The sequence below is a fragment of the Mycobacterium innocens genome (genome assembly GCF_900566055.1).
Classification (GTDB): domain Bacteria; phylum Actinomycetota; class Actinomycetes; order Mycobacteriales; family Mycobacteriaceae; genus Mycobacterium; species Mycobacterium innocens.
Genome location: NZ_UPHQ01000253.1, coordinates 37,269 through 55,942, shown reverse-complemented (window position 1 = coordinate 55,942; position 18,674 = coordinate 37,269). Strand labels below are relative to the sequence as shown.

19 protein-coding genes are annotated in these 18,674 nt (G+C 66.4%); 13 read left to right on the top strand and 6 right to left on the bottom strand.

Annotated features, from left to right (window positions below; translation table 11 throughout):
• Window positions 1-3: 3 nt before the first annotated feature.
• From EET03_RS24360 to EET03_RS24345, 4 genes are all read right to left on the bottom strand, one after another.
• Window positions 4-714 carry a serine hydrolase family protein gene (locus EET03_RS24360; protein ID WP_075543791.1) on the bottom strand — a complete coding sequence of 237 codons (711 nt, stop codon included), beginning with the start codon at window positions 712-714 and terminating at the stop codon, window positions 4-6.
• A gap of 52 nt (window positions 715-766) precedes the next feature.
• Window positions 767-2,272 carry a long-chain-fatty-acid--CoA ligase FadD17 gene (fadD17, locus tag EET03_RS24355; RefSeq protein WP_075543770.1) on the bottom strand — a complete coding sequence of 502 codons (1,506 nt, stop codon included), beginning with the start codon at window positions 2,270-2,272 and terminating at the stop codon, window positions 767-769.
• A 78-nt stretch (window positions 2,273-2,350) separates the two neighbouring features.
• On the bottom strand, window positions 2,351-3,448 hold the full coding sequence (locus EET03_RS24350; RefSeq protein WP_075543769.1) for an acyl-CoA dehydrogenase family protein: 1,098 nt from the start codon (window positions 3,446-3,448) through the stop codon (window positions 2,351-2,353).
• A 12-nt stretch (window positions 3,449-3,460) separates the two neighbouring features.
• Complete coding sequence (locus EET03_RS24345) at window positions 3,461-4,642, bottom strand: acyl-CoA dehydrogenase (RefSeq protein ID WP_063470956.1); 1,182 nt, start codon at window positions 4,640-4,642, stop codon at window positions 3,461-3,463.
• Window positions 4,643-4,854: 212 nt separating this feature from the next.
• Between EET03_RS24345 and EET03_RS24340 the strand changes: the two genes are divergently transcribed.
• From EET03_RS24340 to usfY, 13 genes are all read left to right on the top strand, one after another.
• On the top strand, window positions 4,855-5,046 hold the full coding sequence (locus EET03_RS24340; protein ID WP_036395462.1) for a ferredoxin: 192 nt from the start codon (window positions 4,855-4,857) through the stop codon (window positions 5,044-5,046).
• The gene (locus tag EET03_RS24335; RefSeq protein WP_082274755.1) at window positions 5,013-5,999 is read left to right on the top strand and encodes a 3-oxoacyl-ACP reductase; all 987 of its coding nucleotides are present in this window, start codon (window positions 5,013-5,015) and stop codon (window positions 5,997-5,999) included. The genes EET03_RS24340 and EET03_RS24335 overlap by 34 nt, the downstream gene beginning before the upstream one ends.
• Window positions 6,000-6,240: 241 nt before the next feature.
• Window positions 6,241-7,005: an MlaE family ABC transporter permease gene (locus tag EET03_RS24330; RefSeq protein WP_063470958.1), complete on the top strand. Its 765-nt coding sequence runs from the start codon at window positions 6,241-6,243 to the stop codon at window positions 7,003-7,005.
• Window positions 7,006-7,039: 34 nt separating this feature from the next.
• Window positions 7,040-7,882: an MlaE family ABC transporter permease gene (locus EET03_RS24325; RefSeq protein WP_075543767.1), complete on the top strand. Its 843-nt coding sequence runs from the start codon at window positions 7,040-7,042 to the stop codon at window positions 7,880-7,882.
• A 15-nt stretch (window positions 7,883-7,897) separates the two neighbouring features.
• Entirely contained in the window at window positions 7,898-9,100 is a 1,203-nt protein-coding gene (locus EET03_RS24320) for a virulence factor Mce family protein (protein WP_075543766.1), read from the top strand.
• A complete protein-coding gene (locus EET03_RS24315) occupies window positions 9,100-10,152 on the top strand; it encodes an MCE family protein (RefSeq protein WP_075543765.1) in 1,053 nt (350 codons plus the stop codon). The genes EET03_RS24320 and EET03_RS24315 overlap by 1 nt, the downstream gene beginning before the upstream one ends.
• Entirely contained in the window at window positions 10,142-11,218 is a 1,077-nt protein-coding gene (locus EET03_RS24310; RefSeq protein WP_099193781.1) for a virulence factor Mce family protein, read from the top strand. Before EET03_RS24315 ends, EET03_RS24310 begins: the two co-directional genes overlap by 11 nt.
• The gene (locus tag EET03_RS24305) at window positions 11,215-12,621 is read left to right on the top strand and encodes a virulence factor Mce family protein (protein ID WP_063470962.1); all 1,407 of its coding nucleotides are present in this window, start codon (window positions 11,215-11,217) and stop codon (window positions 12,619-12,621) included. Before EET03_RS24310 ends, EET03_RS24305 begins: the two co-directional genes overlap by 4 nt.
• On the top strand, window positions 12,618-13,778 hold the full coding sequence (locus EET03_RS24300; RefSeq protein ID WP_099193780.1) for an MCE family protein: 1,161 nt from the start codon (window positions 12,618-12,620) through the stop codon (window positions 13,776-13,778). Before EET03_RS24305 ends, EET03_RS24300 begins: the two co-directional genes overlap by 4 nt.
• 20 nt (window positions 13,779-13,798) lie before the next feature.
• Window positions 13,799-15,469, top strand: coding sequence for a virulence factor Mce family protein (locus tag EET03_RS24295; RefSeq protein ID WP_075543763.1), 1,671 nt, complete (start codon window positions 13,799-13,801; stop codon window positions 15,467-15,469).
• A complete protein-coding gene (locus tag EET03_RS24290; protein ID WP_063470965.1) occupies window positions 15,469-16,203 on the top strand; it encodes a hypothetical protein in 735 nt (244 codons plus the stop codon). Before EET03_RS24295 ends, EET03_RS24290 begins: the two co-directional genes overlap by 1 nt.
• Window positions 16,203-16,703 carry a hypothetical protein gene (locus tag EET03_RS24285; protein ID WP_063470966.1) on the top strand — a complete coding sequence of 167 codons (501 nt, stop codon included), beginning with the start codon at window positions 16,203-16,205 and terminating at the stop codon, window positions 16,701-16,703. The genes EET03_RS24290 and EET03_RS24285 overlap by 1 nt, the downstream gene beginning before the upstream one ends.
• A gap of 121 nt (window positions 16,704-16,824) precedes the next feature.
• Window positions 16,825-17,139 (top strand): protein UsfY, encoded by a 315-nt coding sequence (gene usfY, locus EET03_RS24280; RefSeq protein ID WP_063470967.1) that lies wholly within the window; start codon window positions 16,825-16,827, stop codon window positions 17,137-17,139.
• 100 nt (window positions 17,140-17,239) lie between these two features.
• On the opposite strand, the gene EET03_RS24275 is transcribed toward usfY, so the two are convergent.
• Window positions 17,240-17,818, bottom strand: coding sequence for a hypothetical protein (locus tag EET03_RS24275; RefSeq protein WP_063470968.1), 579 nt, complete (start codon window positions 17,816-17,818; stop codon window positions 17,240-17,242).
• A gap of 133 nt (window positions 17,819-17,951) precedes the next feature.
• The gene (locus EET03_RS24270; RefSeq protein WP_075543762.1) at window positions 17,952-18,254 is read right to left on the bottom strand and encodes an Rv3488 family transcriptional regulator; all 303 of its coding nucleotides are present in this window, start codon (window positions 18,252-18,254) and stop codon (window positions 17,952-17,954) included.
• Between the last annotated feature and the right edge of the window lie 420 nt (window positions 18,255-18,674).

The following is an 18,674-nucleotide window of genomic DNA, read 5'->3' as shown; positions in this document are numbered from 1 at the left end:
TCGTCACTGCCCGGTCAGCTCGCGAAAATGGTTGACGAGCCAATCCGTCATCCGGTTGAGCACATCCACGCCGGTCTCGAACTTCGCTGTCTGGGCTGCCAACGCCACGCCCACATACCCGGATTCGGTGGGGAAAAAGCCGAATTGCCGAACCAGATAGTCACCGTCGCTGCCCGGTCCCCAACCGCCTTTTGCGGCAACACCTTTAGCGGCCAGCCCCCAACGATGATCGCTGCAGAGCTGGCGCATCAAATCGATAACACCGACCGCCTCGGAGGTAGCGGGCAGACGCGCCGCGAACTGTGCTTGCCTGTCCAGCGGCCACCGCGTTTGCCCAAATACTGTGAAATCCGGCCGAAGCCGCCGGGATTCGACCGCGGTGCCCGCGTCGCCGGCCTCTCGTAGCACGGTTTGCACCTGCCGCGCCGCGTCGGCGGGATCTCCCAGTTGCGACCACAGCAACTCCGCGGCCACATTGTCCGATTCGGCGATCGCCTTGACCGCAGGGTCTTTCGCACGGCTGCGATCGCGACGTAGAGCAGCGATCGCCAACGGAACTTTGATCGTTGACCAAGCAACGCCAGTCGACCATTGGCCCAACGTATATGCCTCGGTTCGACCCGGTGCTGCGACGGCAAGCCCAATCACTCCGGACACGGCGGCAGCGAAATCTTCGAAGCTCTGGTCGAGTTCCGGGCTCCGCTCGGTAGTCATGGGCACCATTGTCGAAGGCGTACCTGCGAGTTGGCGACGCCCCATAAACCGCCTATCGCCGTATCGGCCACACCGGATCACCGCAGTCGACACCGTCGGCCGAAAGTTGGCGCTTGAGCACCTTGAAGGTCATGGTGCGGGGCAGCGTCGCGCTCACCCGGACGTATGACGGCCACTGCTTGGGCCCGAGGTCGGGCTGTTCGGCCAGAAAAGCCCGGAACGAGTCGACGTCGAAGTCGACGCCGGACGCCATCACCACCGCCGCCATCACCTGGTCACCGACCACCGGGTCGGGTATCGGATAAACCGCTACCTCGACGACTCCGGGGTAGCGCAGCAGCACCCGTTCGATCGGTGCCGTGCCGAGATTCTCTCCGTCGACTCGCATCCAGTCACCCAGCCGCCCAGCGAAATAGGCATAGCCGGCTTCGTCGCGGTAGGCCAGGTCGCCGCTGTGGTAGACGCCGCCGGCCATGCGCTCGGCGGAGGCGGCGTCGTCGTTGTAGTAGCCCTCGAAGCGACCGGGCCCGGCGATGTTGACCAACTCGCCGACGACGCCCGGTGGGCACTGTTCGCCGGTCTCGGGGTCGACGATCTGAATACCCTCCGGCAGCGGTCCCAGCGCACCGGCCGGAGTGTCGGGTGTGCGGCTGATCGCCACGCCGCCTTCGGTCGAACCGAACCCGTCGATGACCACACAGCCGAATCGGCGCGCGAAACGCTCGACGTCGCCGGGCACCCCTTCGTTGCCGTACACCGCCCGCAGCGGGTTGTCGGCGTCGTCGGGCTGCTCGGGTGTGGCAAGCACGTACGACAACGGTTTGCCGACGTAGTTGGCGTAGGTCGCGCCGTAGCGGCGCACGTCCGTCATGAAGCCGGAGGCAGAAAACTTACGGCGCAACGCCATTGACCCTTGGCATGCCAGCGCCACCGCCCATCCGACCAGGACCGCGTTGGAATGGAACAACGGCATCGACACGTAGCAGACGTCGTCGCGGCTTAGGCCGAAGCGCTGGGTCATGGTCACCCCGGCGATCGCCACCTTGCTGTGACTGCACTTCACCGCCTTCGGGTCACCGCTGGTGCCCGAGGTGTAGATCAACATGAAAGTGTTTGCAGGTGAGGCGGATTGAAAACACACGTCGGCATCCCGTTGGGCGGCGACCTCAGCGGTCCATTCGGCGGAATCCACGTTGACGTGATCCAGATCATCCAGCGGTGCAACAGATCCCGAGTCGGCGAGCACGAGCTGACAGTCGGCGTGCCGGATGTCGCGGGCCAGTGCCGCGCCGCGGCGCACCGGATTGAGGCCCACCGGAACGATGCCCGACATCCCGGCCGCCACCAACATCGCCGAGAAGAACGGGGTGTTCTGCAGCAGCACCCCGACATGCGGCGGACGCCCGGGGTCCAGACGCTCACGCAGCGCTGCCGCGATGGCGGCGCCGTGCCGTAGGTGATCTCGCCAACTGGTGAACGAGTCCTCGAAATAAACACCCCGGTCGGCGATTTCGGCCAACGGCACCAGCAGTTGGGTGACGGTCGGATCAGTGCTCAATGCGTCGGATTCCTCGTCTCGAGCGTGACGCCGCAGTCACGTTCGCATCCCACCGTGACGCTACAGTCACGCCAGCCACTAGGCCGGGGTCTCTGCCAGCTCACGCCCGATCTGGCGCAGCTGCCTGGTGGCACCGCCCAGGGCGAACTCGGTCTCCTTGGCCGCCAGAAAGTATCGATGCACCGGGTGATCGGTGTCGACGCCGACACCGCCATGCACGTGCACGATCGTGTGCGCCACCCGGTGCCCGGCGTCGGCGGCCCAGAACGCCGCCGAGGCCACGTCGAGCTCGGCCGGCAGATCTTCGGCGACCTTCCAGGCCGCCTGGGTCAGCGTCAGCCGCAGCCCCTTGACGTCGATGTAACCGTCGGCCAGCCGTTGCCCCACCGCCTGGAAGCTGCCGATCGGGCGGTCGAATTGCTCTCGGGTACGGGCGTATTCGGCCGTCATCTGCAGTCCGCGCTCCAGAATGCCGAGCTGAAATGCACTGCGGCCCAAGGCATATATCGTGCGCAGCCAGGAGACCGCAGCACTGCCGCCAACGCGGCGCGAGCCGTCCACCGCAACACCGTCTAGGGTCAGGTGTCCGACGCTGCCCAGGCCGGTGGTGTGCAGGGCGGTCACGGTCACCCCCGGGTCATCGGCGGCGACAAGGAAAACCTCGGTGCCGGAATCGGTTTCTGCGGCAACCAGGAAGGCGTCCGCGACCGGGCCGTAGCCCACCTGGGTACGCGTGCCGGTGAGCCGATAGGCCGCGCCGGTGCCAACGGCCTGCACTGGGCCCTCGCCCATCTCACCGTCGAGCGCGACGGTCAAGATCTTCGACCCGCTGACCGCCGGCACCCCCCAGCCTTGCTGCAGTTCCTCGGAGCCGAACCGGGCCAGCGCACCGGCGGCCAGCACCACCGACTCGAGGTAGGGCACCGCGGCCAGCTGGTGACCCAGCGCGACCAGCACCGCAACCTGCTCGAGCACCCCGAATCCGTCACCGCCCAGAGCCGACGCGGCAGCGCTGGTCAGGATGTCGGCGGCGGCCAGCTTGTCCCACAGCTCGCGGTCGAACCGTTGCTCCAGCGCGTCCAGCTGCCGCTGATGCTGCGGGGTGCATACCGCGTCGACGATGGTGTCCACCAGGCCGCCGAGGTCGGCCGCGGCTTCGGTTGTCGTGAAATCCATGAGCGCTCCTTATCAGCGGCTGGCCCGGGGCAGGCCGAGCGCGACCATGCCGATGATGTCGCGCTGCACTTCGTTGGTGCCGCCACCGAAGGTCAGAATCAGGCACGCCCGGTGCATCCGCTCCACCCGGCCGCGCAGCAACACGCCCGGCGAATCCTGGCGCAGCGTCGCCGCGGTACCCAGCACCTCCATCAGCAGCCGGTAGGCCTCGGTGGCCAGCTCGGTCCCGAACACCTTGGCGGCCGACGCGTCGGCCGGGGACAGCGCCTCGCTCGCAGACGACGCGAGCTCCCAGTTGATCAGCTTGAGCACCTCGGCTTTGGCGTGCACCCGGGCCAGGTTGAGCTGGACCCATTCCGAGTCGATGAGCCGCGCTCCGCTGGAATCCTTGGTGTTCTGCGCCCATTCGCGAACCTCGCGCAGGCACAGGAAGATCGGAGCCGGCGACACCAGCGCGACCCGCTCGTGGTTGAGCTGGTTGGTCACCAGCTTCCAGCCGCCGTTCTCCTCGCCGACCCGGTTGGTCACCGGCACCCGCACGTCGGTGTAATAGGTGGCGCTGGTGTCCGGGCCGGCCATGGTGTGCACCGGCGTCCAGGAGAACCCGTCGGCGGTCGTCGGCACGATCAGCACCGAGATGCCCCGGTGCTTCTTGGCCTCCGGATTGGTGCGCACCGCCAGCCAGACGTAGTCCGCGTACTGGATCAGGCTGGTCCACATCTTCTGCCCGTTGATCACGTAGTCGTCGCCGTCGCGGACGGCGGTGGTGCGCAGGTTCGCCAGGTCGGTGCCGGCGCCCGGCTCGGAGTAGCCGATCGAGAAATGCAGGTCCCCCGCAGCAATGCGCGGCAGGAAGAACTTCTTCTGCTCGTCGGTGCCGTAGGCCATGATGGTCGGCGCGACGCTGTTGATCGTGAGGAACGGCACCGGTGCACCTGCCAGCGCCGCCTCGTCGGCGAAAATCAGCGAGTCCATCGGAGAGCGGTCCTGGCCACCGTACTCCTTGGGCCAGTTCAGGGTGAGCCAGCCGTCCTTGCCCATCTGTGCGACCGTCTCCCGGTACACATTCCCGACGCCGATTTCGCCCCCGATCGAGCTCAGCGCCTCGCGCCGCTCCGGCGTCATCAAGGTGGTGAAGTACGACCGCAGTTCGCGGCGCAGCTCTTCCTGCTCCGGTGTGTAACTGATGCGCATTCCTGCCGCCTCCGGTCGAACGTCGTGCACACAAATGCCGTCACTGGCCGCCTAAACGAGCGCCTGAACGAGCGCGAACGGCTACCCATCCGTTCTCCCGGTTGTAACACGTTCTAGTCTGGGAATCCAGCGACCGTTTCGTCAGAGGCGCCACAGCCCTATGGTGGTGCTACGGAGTGATCAGGTAAAGCGCCAGCTTCAGGGAGGATGCCGTGCGGGTAAAGGTGGACCGTGACCGGTGCGAAGGTAACGCGGTGTGCTTGGGAATTGCACCGGATATCTTCGACCTGGACGACGAGGACTATGCCGTCGTAAAGCTCGACCCCATTCCGCCGGACCGAGAGGCCCTGGCCGAGCAGGCGATCGCCGAATGTCCGCGGGCCGCCCTGCTTCGCGAGGACTAGGCCCCAGAACAACCCGGACAACCCGAACTAGAGGTATTCATAAATTGACTAGGGCCAACGATCTGTCCGGGAAGGTCGCGGTGGTCACCGGCGCGGCTGCGGGACTGGGCCGCGCCGAGGCGGTGGGGCTGGCCAGGCTCGGCGCTGTCGTCGTCGTCAACGACATCGGCGCCGCCCTGCACAACTCGGACGTCATCGACGAGATCAACGCAACCGGCGCCAAAGCGGTCGCGGTCGCCGGCGACATCAGCCAGCGCGCGACGGCCGACGAACTCGTCGCGACCGCCGACGGGCTGGGCGGGCTGGACATCGTGGTCAACAACGCCGGCATCACCCGCGACCGGATGCTGTTCAACATGTCCGACGAGGACTGGGACCAGGTCATCGCGGTACACCTGCGCGGCCATTTCCTGCTCACCCGTAACGCGGCCACCTACTGGCGCGCGAAAGCCAAAGACACCCCGGACGGCTCGGTGTACGCCCGGCTGGTCAACACCTCCTCGGAGGCGGGGCTGGTCGGTCCCGCGGGGCAGGCCAACTACGGCGCGGCCAAGGCGGGCATCACCGCGCTCACCCTGTCCGCGGCGCGGGCGCTGGGCCGCTACGGCGTGCGCGCCAACGCAATCTGCCCGCGGGCCCGCACCGCGATGACCGCCGAGGTCTTCGGCGCCGAGCCCGAAATCGCAGTAGGTGAAATCGACCCGTTGTCACCGGAGCACGTGGTCAGCCTGGTCCAGTTTCTGGCATCGCCGGCGGCCGCTGAGGTCAACGGGCAACTGTTCATCGTCTACGGCCCGCAGGTGACGCTGGTGGCCGCGCCGACGGTCGAGCGGCGTTTCAGCGCGGACGGCTCGGCGTGGGAGCCCGCGCAGCTGACTGACACCTTGCGGGACTACTTTGCTGGCCGGGATCCGGACCGCAGCTTTTCGGCTACCGGTCTGATGGCACAGTAGGGGCTCGACGGCGGCCCGGGGGCTTGTCGGGCCCGCGTCGACAGTTAGAACCTGTGTCAGAATGACCGCACGAGAAGGGGTTTAACCAGCCAAATTAACGCACGTTATGCAAAGTGCTGTTCATTGACACGGCGAAGTCGTTCTGGGTTAATATGAGCCGGCTCGCCAGAAGCCGCATCCGGCCCCTGCTCGGGCCCAGGGGACACATCGGCTTCGCCGCCTAGCAGACGGGGGAACCAAGTTGATTCAACAGCTTGCGGTTCCGGCCCGGGCCGTCGGCGGGTTCTTCGAAATGTCGATCGATACCGCCCGCGCTGCTTTCCGGCGCCCGTTTCAGTTCCGCGAGTTCCTCGATCAGACCTGGATGGTTGCCCGGGTATCACTGGTCCCCACCCTGCTGGTCTCCATCCCGTTCACAGTCCTGGTGGCCTTCACCCTCAACATCCTGCTGCGCGAAATCGGTGCGGCCGACCTCTCCGGCGCCGGAACGGCATTCGGCACCATTACCCAGCTGGGCCCGGTGGTGACCGTGCTGGTGGTCGCCGGCGCCGGCGCCACCGCAATCTGCGCCGACCTGGGCGCCCGCACCATCCGCGAAGAGATCGACGCGATGCGGGTGCTGGGCATCGACCCGATCCAACGCCTGGTCGTGCCAAGGGTTTTGGCGTCGACGCTGGTCGCATTGCTGCTCAACGGATTGGTGTGCGCCATCGGTTTGTCCGGTGGCTATGTGTTCTCCGTCTTCCTGCAGGGTGTCAACCCCGGTGCCTTCATCAACGGGCTCACCGTGCTGACCGGCCTGCGGGAGTTGATCTTGGCCGAAGTCAAAGCGCTGCTGTTCGGCGTGATGGCCGGGCTGGTCGGCTGTTACCGTGGCCTGACCGTCAAGGGCGGGCCCAAGGGCGTCGGCAACGCGGTCAACGAAACCGTCGTCTACGCGTTCATCTGCCTGTTCGTGATCAACGTGGTGATGACGGCCATCGGCGTACGAATCTCGGCGAAGTAACACATGAAGGAAAGCAAGCGATGGTGATGAAGCGATGAGCTATGACGTCACTATCCGCTTCCGCCGACTCATGTCCCGGCTGCAGGAGCCGGTCGACAGCTTCGGCGAGCAGGCGCTGTTCTACGGCGAAACCGTGCGCTACATCCCCAACGCCATCACGCGATACCGCAAAGAGACCATCCGGCTGGTCGCCGAGATGACCCTGGGTGCGGGCGCGCTGGTCATGATCGGCGGCACGGTCGGCGTGGCGGCCTTCCTGACCCTGGCCTCCGGCGGCGTCATCGCAGTGCAGGGCTACTCGTCGCTGGGCAACATCGGGATCGAAGCGCTGACCGGATTCCTCTCGGCGTTTTTGAACGTGCGCGTCGTCGCACCGGTGATCGCCGGCATCGCCCTGGCGGCCACCATCGGCGCCGGCGCCACCGCCCAGCTGGGCGCCATGCGGGTGTCCGAGGAGATCGACGCTGTCGAATGCATGGCCGTCCACTCGGTCTCGTACCTGGTGTCGACCCGGTTGATCGCCGGCCTGGTCGCCATCGTTCCGCTGTATTCGCTGTCGGTGCTGGCCGCGTTCTTCGCCGCCCGGTTCACCACGGTGTTCATCAACGGGCAGTCCAAAGGCCTTTACGACCACTACTTCAACACCTTCCTTATTCCGTCCGACCTGCTGTGGTCGTTTCTGCAGGCGATCGTGATGTCGATCGCGGTGATGCTGGTGCATACCTATTACGGCTACAACGCCAGCGGCGGGTCGGTCGGCGTCGGGATCGCCGTCGGTCAGGCCGTGCGGACTTCGCTGATCGTGGTGGTCGTCATCACGCTGTTCATCTCGCTCGCCGTCTACGGCGCGTCCGGCAACTTCAACCTCTCTGGATAGGACTGGGTAGAGACCATGGCAGGCGGATCGCGGCGCACCAGCGTGCGGGTGGCGGCAGCGCTGCTGGCCGGCCTGCTGGTGGGATCGGCCGTCCTGACCTACCTGTCCTATACCGCGGCATTCACCTCGACCGACACCGTCATCGTCTCCTCGCCGCGGGCCGGGCTGGTGATGGAGAAGGGCGCCAAGGTCAAGTTCCGCGGCGTCCAGGTCGGCACCGTCGAGGACATCACCTACAGCGGTGACCAGGCACGGCTGCGGCTGGCCATCAGAAGCGGCGAGATGCGCTTCATCCCGTCCAACGCCACCGTGCACATCGCCGGCAACACCATCTTCGGCGCCAAATCGGTGGAGTTCATTCCGCCCAAGACGGCGCCGTCGCCGACGTCGCTGCGCCCTGACGCGCATGTCGAGGCATCCCAGGTGCAGCTGGAGGTCAACACGCTGTTCCAGTCGCTCATCGACTTGCTGCACAAAATCGACCCGGTCGAATTGAACGGAACGCTCAGCGCGCTGTCCGAAGGCCTGCGGGGCCACGGCGACGACCTCGGCGCGCTGTTGTCGGGGCTGAATACCCTGACCCGCCAAGCGAATCCGAAGCTGCCCACCCTGCAGGAGGATTTCCGCAAGGCGGGCATCGTGACCAACGTCTACGCCGACGCCGCGCCCGATCTGAACACCGTGTTCGACAGCCTGCCCACCATCAACAAGACACTGGTGGACAAGCAGAAAGACCTGAACACCACGCTGCTGGCCACCATCGGCCTGGCGAACAACGCCTACGAGACGCTGGAGCCCGCCGAGCAGAACTTCATCGACGCCATCAACCGGCTGCGGGCCCCGCTGAAGGTGGCCGCCGACTACTCGCCGGAATTCGGCTGCCTGTTCAAGGGAATCGGCCGCGGTATCAAAGAATTCGCCCCGCTGATCGGGGTCCGCAAGGCGGGCCTGTTCACCTCGTCGAACTTCGTGCTGGGCGCGCCGGCCTACACCTACCCGGAGAGCCTGCCGATCGTCAACGCCTCCGGCGGGCCGAACTGCCGCGGTTTGCCCGACATCCCGACCAAGCAGAACGGCGGGTCGTTCTACCGCGCACCGTTCCTGGTCACCGACAACGCCAACATTCCGTACGAGCCGTTCACCGAGGTGCAGGTTGACGCGCCGTCGACCTTGCAGTTCTTGTTCCACGGTGCCTTCGCGGAACGGGACGACTTCTGATGGCGGGCGGGGGCATGCCGTCGCATCGCTCGATGGTGATCAAGGTCAGCATCTTCGCACTGGCGATGTTGCTGGTGGCCGCGGCGCTGGTGGTGGTGTTCGGCGACTTCCGGTTCGGCCCGGAAGCCACCTACCACGCCACCTTCACCAACGCGTCCCGGTTGAAGGCCGGCCAGAAGGTGCGCATCGCCGGCATACCGGTCGGGGCGGTGTCGGGGGTCGCGCTGAATCCGGACAACACCGTTGACGTGACGTTCGGAGTCGACAAGCGCTACACGCTCTATTCGTCCACGCGTGCGGTGGTCCGGTACGAAAACCTGGTCGGCGACCGCTACCTGGAGATCACCTCCGGGCCCGGGGAGCTGCGCAAGCTGCCGCCGGGCGGCACCATCAACGCCCAGCACACCCAGCCGGCGCTGGACCTCGATGCGCTGCTGGGCGGACTGAAGCCGGTGCTCAAGGGCCTCGACGCGGACAAGGTCAACACGATCACCAGCGCGGTCATCGAGTTGCTGCAGGGCCAGGGCGGCGCATTGTCCGACGTGCTCGCCGAAACCAGCGCCTTTTCGACGGCCCTGGGCCAACGCGACCAGCTGATCGGCGACGCGATCACCAACCTCAACGCGGTGCTGGCCACCGTCGACCAGAAGAGCGCGCAATTCTCCGCCAGTGTCGACCAGCTGCAACAGCTGATCACCGGGCTGGCCGACAACAAGGACGCGGTTGCCGGCGCGATCCCGCCGCTGGCCTCGACGACGACCGATCTCACCGACCTGCTGAGAAATTCGCGTCGGCCGTTGCAGGGCATCCTGGAAAACACCCGGCCGCTGGCCACCGAGCTCGACGACCGCAAGGCCGAGATCAACAACGACGTCGAGCAGCTGGGCGAGGACTACCTGCGGTTGGCCGCGCTGGGCTCCTACGGGGCGTTCTTCAACATCTACTTCTGCACCGTGACGATCAAGATCAACGGTCCGGCCGGCAGCGACATCCTGATCCCGATGGGCGGTCAGCCGGATCCCAGCAAGGGAAGGTGCGCCTTTGCCAAATAACAACAAGCCAAGCAGTAAACGCGATCGCGACCCGCTGCGCACCGGCATCTTCGGTGTGGTGCTGGTGGTCTGCGTCGTGCTGATCGCCTTCGGCTACGCCGGGCTGCCCTTCATTCCCCAGGGCAAGACCTACGACGCCTACTTCACCGATGCGGGCGGCATCACGCCCGGTAACGCCGTCTACGTCTCGGGCTTCAAGGTGGGCAAGGTCTCGGAGGTGAGCCTGGCCGGTGACAGCGCCAAGATCACCTTCAGCGTCGACCGCAAGGTCGTCGTCGGCGACCAGTCGCTGGCCGCGATCCGGACCGACACCATCCTCGGCGAGCGGTCCATCTCGGTGACCCCGGCCGGCAGCGGGCATGCCACCACGATTCCGTTGAACCGGACCACCACGCCCTACACGCTCAACGGCGCCCTCGAGGAGCTGGGCCGCAACGCCAACGACCTGAACAAGCCGCAGTTCGAGCAGGCCTTGAAGGTGCTCACCGAGACGCTGCATGACGCCACGCCGCAGCTGCGCGGTGCGCTGGACGGCGTGACGTCGCTGTCGCGCACCCTGAACAGTCGCGACGAAGCGCTGCAGGGCCTGCTGGCGCACGCCAAGACGGTAACCGGGGTGTTGTCGCAGCGCGCCGCGCAGGTCAACAAGCTGATCGATGACGGCAACCAGCTGTTCGCCGCGCTCGACGAGCGCCGTGCCGCGCTGGGCGCGCTCATCTCCGGCATCGACGACGTCTCGGCGCAGATTTCCGGCTTCGTCGCCGACAACCGCCGAGAGTTCGGCCCGGCCCTCTCCAAGCTCAACCAGGTGCTGAGCAACCTCAACGAGCGCCGCGACTACATCACCGAAGCCCTCAAGCGGCTGCCCGCCTACGCGACCACGCTGGGCGAGGTCGTCGGGTCCGGACCGGGATTCAACGTCAACGTCTTCAGCGCTATTCCGGCGCCGCTGATGGCCATGGTGTTCGACATGGTCTATCAGCCCGGCAAACTGCCGGACAGCTTCGCCGACTATCTGCGCGGGCTCATCCAGGAACGCTGGATCATCAGGCCGAAGTCGCCATGACGACCGCCATACAGCGACGTTTCGGCCGCCGGGGCGTGCGCACCGTCACCATCATCGCTTTGGTCGCGGTGCTGGTGGGCGGTGTCTACGTGCTGGCTTCGGTGGGCGGCAACGGTCGCAAGATCGTCGCGTACTTCACCTCCGCCGTGGGGCTCTACCCTGGCGACGAGGTCCGCATCCTCGGGGTTCCGGTCGGTACGGTGGACACGATCGAGCCGCGGCCGTCGGACGTCAAGATCACCATGTCGGTGTCCGAGGACGTCAAGATTCCCCGCGACGCCCAGGCCGTCATCATGTCGCCAAACCTGGTGGCGGCGCGGTTCATTCAGCTCACCCCCGCCTACACCGGCGGCGCCGTGCTGCCCGACGGCGCCAGCATCGAGCTGTCTCGCACCGCGGTCCCGGTGGAGTGGGACGAGGTCAAGGAGGCGCTGACCCAACTGTCGGTCACCCTCAGTCCGGCCGCGGGAGAACTGCAGGGCCCGCTGGGAGCAGCGATCAACCAGGCTGCCGACACCCTTGACGGCAACGGCGACTCGTTCCACAAGGCGCTGCAGGAACTCTCGCAAGTCGCCGGGCGCCTGGGGGATTCGCGCAGCGACATTTTCAGCACCGTCAAGAACCTGCAGGTGCTGGTCGACGCGCTGTCGCAGAGCAACGAACAGATCGTGCAGTTCGCCGGGCACGTGGCCTCGGTGTCGCAGGTGCTCGCCGACAGCTCACGCAACCTGGACCACACCCTGGGCACACTCAACCAGGCGCTCTCCGATATCCGGGGCTTTCTGCACGAGAACAACTCGACGCTGATCGAAACGGTCAGCCAGCTGGGCGACCTTACCCAGACCTTGAGTAACCAGAGCGACAACCTCGAGCAGGTGTTGCACGTGGCGGGTCCCGGTATCGCCAACTTCTACAACATCTACGACCCCGCGCAGGGCACCCTGAACGGTCTGCTGTCGATACCCAACTTCGCCAACCCGGTGCAATTCATCTGCGGCGGCTCGTTCGACACCCCTGCGGGAACTTCGGGACCCGACTACTACCGGCGCGCCGAATTGTGCCGGGAGCGCTTGGGTCCGGTGCTGCGCCGGCTCACGGCGAACTACCCGCCGATCATGTTCCACCCGCTCAACACGATCACGGCCTACAAGGGCCAGGTCATCTACGACACCCCGGCCACCCAGGCCAAGGCCGAGACGCCGGTTCCAGAGTTGACCTGGATTCCGGCCAAGCCGGCGACACAGCCGGCGCCGGGCAACACCACGGACCTGCAGAGCCTGTTTGTCCCGCAAGCGCCCGGCCCCCCGCCCGGGTACGGCCCGCTGCCGGGACCGCCGCCTGCTCCGGCTGCCTCCCCGGCGCCCGCGGCACCGCTACCCGCCGAGCAGGGGGCCGGCCGATGAGACGAATCATGTTGCGCGCCGGTGTTTTTGCTGCCGGCAGCACGCTGCTTGCGGGTTGTCAGTTCGGCGGGCTGAACTCGCTTCCGTTGCCCGGGACCGCCGGCCACGGCGAAGGCGCATTCACGATCACCGCCGAGCTGCCCGACGTGGCGACGCTGCCGCAGAACTCGCCGGTGATGGTCGACGACGTCACCGTCGGCAGTGTCGCCGGCATCGAAGCCATGCAGCGGCCCGACGGATCCTTTTATGCCGCGGTGAAATTGGCCCTGGACAAGCAAGTGGTGCTGCCGTGCAACTCGACCGCCACGGTCGCCCAGACGTCGCTGCTGGGCTCGATGCACATCGACCTGGTGCGTCCGGCTGACCGTCCGACCGGCAGGCTGGGGGACCGCAACTGCCAGTCCATCCCGGAGTCCCGCACGGGCCGCGCGCCCACCACCGAGGAGGTGTTCGCCGCACTCGGGGTGGTGGTCAACAAGGGCAATGTCGGTGCGCTGGAGGAGATCACCGACGAGACCTATCAAGCCGTGGCGGGCCGGCAGGGTCAGTTCAAAGACCTGATCCCCAGGCTCGCGGAGTTGACGGCCGGACTCAACAAGCAGGTCAACGACATCATCAACGCGGTCGACGGGCTGAACAGATTCGCCGCAATCCTGGCGCGGGACAAGGATAATCTGGGCCGGGCGCTGGACACCTTGCCCGACGCGCTTCGGGTGCTCAACAAGAACCGCGCCAGCATCGTCGAGGCGTTCGCCGCGCTGAAAAAGCTGGCCATCGTCACCTCGCACGTGCTGTCCAAGACCAAGACCGACTTCGCCGCGGACTTGAAAGACCTCTACTCGGTCGTGAAGGCGATCAACGACAACCGTAAGGAATTCGTCACCTCGCAGCAGCTGCTGCTGACCTTCCCGTTCCCCAACTTCGGCATCAAGCAGGCGGTGCGCGGCGACTATCTCAACGTGTTCACCACATTCGACCTGACCCTGCGGCGTATCGGTGAGACATTCTTCACCACGTCGTATGCCCTTGACCCGAACATGGCGCACATGGACGAGATCCTCAACCCGCCCGACTTCCTGACCGGGGAAATGGCCAACCTGTCCGGACAGGCGGCCGACCCGTTCAAGATTCCGCCCGGTACGGCTTCGGGTCAGTAAGGGGCAGTAGGGATGCGGAGATGATCGACAGACTCACCAGGATCCAGCTGGCCATCTTCGGGGTGATCACCGTCATCACCCTGGTGGTGATGGGCGTCTTCTACCTGCGGTTGCCGGCCACGTTCGGCCTCGGAACCTACGGTGTCAGCGCCGATTTCGTCGCCGGTGGCGGTTTGTACAAGAACGCCAACGTCACCTACCGCGGTGTGGAAGTGGGGCGGGTGGAGTCGGTCGAGCTGAATCCGTCCGGCGTCACCGCCGAAATGCGGCTGAACAGCGGCACTCCGATTCCGTCGAACGTCACCGCCACCGTGAAGAGCGTGTCGGCCATCGGCGAGCAGTACGTCGACCTGGTGCCGCCCGCCAATCCGTCGCCGGCCAAGCTGCGCAACGGATCCACGATCGAGCGCCAGAACACCCGGATCGGCCAGGACGTCGCCGATCTGCTGCACAAGGCCGAGGTGCTGGTCAACAGTCTCGGCGACACGCGGCTACGAGAATTGCTGCACGAGGCGTTCACCGCCACCAACGGCACCGGTCCGGAGTTGGCCCGGCTGGTGGAATCGGCGCGGTTGCTGGTGGACGAGGCCAATACCAACTACCCGCAGGTCTCGCAGCTGATCGACCAGGCAGGTCCGTTCCTGCAGGCTCAAGTCCGCGCCGGCGCTGACATCAAATCACTGGCCGACGGGCTGGCGCGGTTCACCGCCGAGCTCCGTGCGGCCGACCCGCGGCTGCGTGACACCCTGGCCACCGCTCCGGACGCGATCGACGAGGCCAACACGGCGTTCTCCGGTATCCGGCCCTCCTTCCCGGCGCTGGCGGCCAGCCTGGCCAACCTGGGCCGGGTGGGCGTGATCTACCACAAGTCGATCGAGCAGCTTCTGGTGGTGCTGCCGGCGCTGTTCGCCGCGCTCACCACCGCTGCCGGCGGGGTGCCCCAGGACGAGGGCGCCAAGCTGGACTTCAAGATCGACCTCAACGACCCGCCGTCGTGCAACGTCGGCTTCATTCCGCCGCCGCTGATCCGCTCGCCCGCCGACGAGGGGCTGCGGGAACTCCCGCAGGACATGTACTGCAAGACCGCGCAGAACGACCCCAGCACGGTGCGCGGCGCCCGGAACTACCCGTGCCAGGAGTTTCCCGGCAAGCGGGCACCGACGATCCAGTTGTGCCGCGACCCGAAGGGCTACGTGCCCACTGGTCGCAACCCGTGGCGCGGGCCGCCGGTCCCGTACGACACACCGGTAACCAATGGACTGAACGTCTTGCCGCCCAACAAGTTTCCCTACATTCCGCCGGACGCCGATCCGGACCCGGGCACGCCGATCGCCGGGCCGCCGCCACCGGGTGTGGTGCCCGGTCCCGGACCGGCGTTGCACCAGCCGGCGCAGCCGGCGCCGCCGCCCAACGACAACGGCCCGCCGCCGCCCTTCACGTCGTGGATGCCGCCGGATTATCCACCGCAGCCACCGCTGCTTCCGTACCCGAAGACGCTGCCGCCGCCGCCCCCGCCCGTGGGCACCGGACCGGAACCGCAAGCCAGCGGCCAGGCTTACACCACCTATGACCAGAGCACCGGAGTCTTCAAGGACCCGGCCGGCGGCACTGGTATCTTCGCGCCTGGCATCAACGGCGCATCCAGCGCGGAGAATTGGGTGGACCTCATGCTTGCTCCGAAGGCTATGTAGTGGCACCACAGCAGCCGGGCGCGCAGCGGGTGCGCCGGCGGGCGTCTCGCGCGGCGGGTCCGGCAAAAGCCGCATCGAGCCAGCGTGAAGCAGCCGAAACCCCCGTCAAGGTCACGTCCACGGCCGACCCGAAGCGGCCGGCCAAGCCGGTCACGCCGGTCACGCCGGTCACGGCGGTCAAGGCTCGGTCGGCGGTCCGGCCGCCGCCCCGCCGACGGGCCCGGGGCAGGCTGGTGGCCTGGATATCGCTGGCCGCCGCGGTGGTGATCATCGCCGCGCTGAGCTGGGGGGTGCTGGCCCTGGTCGGTCAGCACCGGGACGCCGACGCCGAGCAGGCCCGGCAGCGACGCTTCGTCGACACCGCCACGCAGTTGGTGGTCAACATGTTCAGCTACACGCCGAACACCATCGACGAGGCAGTCAACCGATTCGTCAACAGCACCAGCGGTCCGCTGCGCGGGATGCTCAGCGCCAACAACAACGTCGACAACCTCAAAGGCTTGTTCCGCGCCACCAACGCCACGTCCGAGGCCGTCATCAACGGTGCCGCCCTGGAAGGCATCGACACCGTCAGCGACAACGCTTCGGTGCTGGTTTCGGTGCGGGTGACGGTTGCCGACATCGACGGCGTCAACAAGCCGTCCATGCCCTATCGGTTACGGGTCATCGTGCACGAGGACGAGACCGGGCGGATGACCGGCTACGACCTGAAGTATCCCGACGGGGGCAACTGATGCGACTGCGGCGCGTGTGGCGTGCGCTGGGTGCCGTTGCCGGCGTCCTGCTGGTCGTCGCGATCGTGGGACTGGCCGCGGCCGGTGGGTGGTTCTACTGGGACCGGGTGGAGACCAGCGGCGAGCGGATTGCGCGGGCGGAGTTGCCGAAGGTGGCCGCCGACCAGATACCGAAGGTGTTCGCCTACGACTACCAGACGGTCGAACGCAGCCTCAACGACGCTTATCTGTTCCTGACGCCCGACTATCGCCAGGAGTTCAAGCGCAGCGCCAACGCGCAGATCATCCCGGAGGCCAAGAAGCGCGAGGTGGTGGTCCAGGCCAATGTCGTCGGCGTGGGAGTGATGTCGGTGCAACGCAATTCGGCGTCGGTGATGGTGTACATGAACCGTACCGTGACCGACAAGTCACGCCAGCCGCTCTACGACGGCAGCCGGCTGCGGGTGGACTACAAACGGATCGACGGCAAGTGGCTGATCGCCTACATCACGCCGATCTGAGTCCAGTCCCGAGCGATCGAGGCCGGAGCCGACGCAGGTTGCGCGACCCGGAAAATTATCTGTGACCTGGCGCACAATCTAGGCGTACCCTAAAGGCGTCTCTTGGAGAAGGGAGACGTTAATGAAGGGTGCATATCGCGATCCGGTGGAACACTCCCGAACCACCCAACCGCATGCCGGTGAATCGTTTATCGACACGTTGTGGCTGCCGGGGTTGTTCCTGATCGTACTCGGAGTGATCGGCATGGCCGGGATTGTGGCGGCCCTGGCCTACAATCACGGCGAGTTGCTACTGACGCTGGGCTCAGGCGCGGCGGGTTTGCTGATGGCCGGTGGGTTGTTGATCATGGCCGAGCATCACCGCGTGCAACGCGTGGAGCGTCGGTGGCTGGCCGAACACCCGGACTACTGGCGTCAGCAACACCACGACGTTTAGCTCCGGGTAGGGCCGTTTAGCGCCGTTTAGGGCACTCGGGCGCCCGTCGAGCGCACTGTCGATGGCACGCGCGCCCGTAGCTCTGCTGCTCCGTCGCCGGTCAGTAGCAGATCGCAATCTGGTTGCAGCGCAACGGGTACCGTTCGATCGGGCTAGGCGGCGGCCCCACCAGCTGGAGCGAGAACGGTTCCTTTTTCATGTCCGGCGCCAGACCGCAGACCGCGCCATGCAAGGTGGTGTGCGTGCCGGTCATGTTCTCGTCGCTGAACGCATAGGTTTCCGTCGACGGCGCGGTGCTGCCGTCGGGGCACAACACGCCCTCCGCCTGGTTCACCTGGAAGGTCCACAGGACACTGGTCAGCCGAGCCCGGGCGCCGAAGTTCTGCAGCTTGTCGGCGCGGGTGATCTGTTGGGGCGTCGTGCTCGCGATATTGAGCGCACACTGGAACGCCCACGTGACCGGGTCGGAGTAGTCGTTCATGTTGCGCGTTCCGGACGGCTGGTCGCACAGCGCGGTGATGGTCCAGGTAACCCCGGAAACGCCGGCCTGGCTGAAGGAGTAGGCACCGTCCGGCGGTGGCGCGACGGCATGGGCCGGTTCGCCTGATTCCAGCGCGGTCGCCAGTGCGACGGCCGAGACGATGCCCGCGCCGGCGGCCAGTCCGTGACGGATGTTCACGTCGCTTCCTCCTTGATCTTCTTTGCTGGCTACCGCGCTGCGGTGCTGCATCGAGTATCACAGCGTTTCGGCGGGAACACCATGGCTTCGCAACGCCGGCCGGCGCCTGGCTCAGGCCAGCTCAGGCCCCCCTTCAGGCCTTCGTGCCGAGGATTTCGTGGGCCAGCTCTCGAAGGGCACGGCGATCATCGGACAAAGCCGCGCGGCCGGCCGCGGTGGCCCGGTAGACGCGGCGGGCCCGGCCGGCCACCACCTGTTGCTCCGACACCAGCAGACCGTCGGCCTCCAGCCGGTGCAGTGTCGGATACAGTGTGCCGGGGCTCACCTGGTATCCGTGGCGGCTCAGTTCCCCGGTCAGCCATGCGCCATGGACTTCTTCCTCGGTGGCGTGATGCAGGATGTGCAGGCGAAGCGCAGCCCGCTGAAATTCCCGCATGGACAACCCCTTTCGGGACAACCCCTTTCGGGTCAGTGACGAAGCCGATATCGGGTTCCGATTCTACGGCGTGCAGGTCTAGGAGCTGCGCAGCAGCGTCATGAAACCGGTTCCCAGGCAAACTCGGGCGGCGCGGCCCACTGCGGGTCACCGGTGCGGCCGGCGTATTCGACGCCGGTGCCCATACCCGCTTGACGGTCCTCGTCGGAGAGGTCGCCGAGGAATCCAGACGCCGGGGTGGTTCATCTCGATGATCGCGGAGATGCGTTCGGCGGCGCCCAGCCACAACACCGCAACCGCAACGGGTTTGGGCAGCGGATTGCCGTCCAGGGGCACCTGCTCGGCGTGTAGTCGGCCTTACCGGCCGGCGGGCTATGCGAGCAGGCGGTCGCCAGGCCAGTGGCGGTGAGCACCCCCAGG